A 1,639-nucleotide genomic window follows, 5' to 3' on the forward strand; every position below is an offset into this window, starting at 1 on the left:
TTAGTATATTATTTCCAACGTCAGAGATTTTTAATCCTCTTTTCCTTGAACTAAGGACTTCTGTAACGGCTGCTTTTTCATCGGTTTCTCTGATGTGGGGAATTGCTTATAACGGTAAATTTATGCTTCATTGGCACCCTGAGGGGATGGTAATAAAGCATACATAATGTTGTAGAGCGATTTATTCTGCCCTTAATATGTCCATAGCCTTTAAAATACTTTGTTTGTCAGCCTCTAAATCATTAGCAACGGCCCTAAAAAAGGTTTGCCTGTCATAGGGGTATCGTAAATCATAATCTACAGGAATCCCTTTATTTTCATAGCCATTCCCTTGTACATCCATGTAAACCTCATTGGAAATTGAGAAAGCCCAACCGTTGGGTAGAATTTTTTCTAAGGCAGTCGACATAGCACCTGAGGTTGGGGAGCCAATTCTTTTTATATTTTTCATGGACATTGTAGCTATAGCGAATGCCTCTGCTGCACTACCTGTTTGTTGTGAGGTAAGCAAATATACGGGTTTTGAATAGGCTTTTGTTGTACCATTGATGTACAATGGAAGTGTAGGTGAAAACTGGTTGCCGTATTTAAGTTTTTGAGTAGCGATCTTTTGTTTTTGAGTAACGAACCGCCTTAATATTTCAAAACTTACCGCATCTTGCCCACCTCCATTAAATCTAAGATCTATAATAATGGAATTCATGTCTGCAAGATCATCCATTATCTTATCCATGGTCTTCTTTACCCCTTCCACTTCTTTTTCAATATAATCTCCTTCATACAATTTTTGAAGTGTCTTTACGTAGGCATCAACATATCCTAACTCTTCGATTAAGGAATCTGGAACATCCAGGTCAGCATATAACCACATTGCTTTGATTTGAATGTAACCCACTTTCTCTTTTAGCTTGCCCCATTGGATTAACCATGAATCTTTAGTCATTTCTTCTTCAAGATGATGTTTGGCTACCATTTTTGCAATTGTGAAATCACCAAATTCTCGCAAGTTCTCATCATCCCTTGCTTCTTCCTCTTGGTCTAAATGTTTTTGTTCTAAAGCCTCGTACACTTCGTCATTAGCTTCTAGGTAGGCATGATTGTCGTTGAGTTTTTCCAGTGTTTCCTCTATCACTGAGTATAATTCTAAATCCGTTGAGTGTTTACTTAACTTGTCCTTTTGCTGTTGGAAAAGCTTAGGCCAATTGACACTATTAAGCTCCATAAAAGCATAGTGATCTTTTACTGTTTCAGAGAAAACCTCAAAATTGTAAATCGGGTCCTTTTGGGTTTCTTCCTTAAGCTCTGTGCCACAAAGCTTCGGTAAGCCTTCAGCTTTTGTGAATTTATATGTAATCACTCCTTTTAAATAAGAAAGAGTGTCATCTTTAAGCGCTAAGGATTCCAAAATTTCTCTTAACTCAGCTTTACGGCGTGGCAAACAAGAAATAGATGTGACATCAAATAAGGAATAGCTACTACTGTCTTCTATATGCAGCATCCAGCCTGAGCCTACGGACTGCCACACTCCATTAATGGAGTTGTTTTCTTGGATTTTTTCCTTACAGGAAGCGATAAATAGTGCTATTAAGATAATAAAAAGTTTGAATTTCATATTATATCCTATTTTTCCCATAAAGAC

The 1,639-nt window shown here is 37.2% G+C and carries 1 protein-coding gene; it reads right to left on the reverse strand.

The features are described 5' to 3' along the window. Positions 1–181: 181 nt before the first annotated feature. Positions 182–1,639, reverse strand: a 1,458-nt coding sequence (locus E1171_RS01655; protein ID WP_155203439.1) for a S41 family peptidase, incomplete at its 5' end; no start/stop codon positions are given.

The organism is Xanthovirga aplysinae, from assembly GCF_009711365.1.
In the GTDB taxonomy this organism is placed as follows: Bacteria; Bacteroidota; Bacteroidia; order Cytophagales; family Cyclobacteriaceae; genus Xanthovirga; species Xanthovirga aplysinae.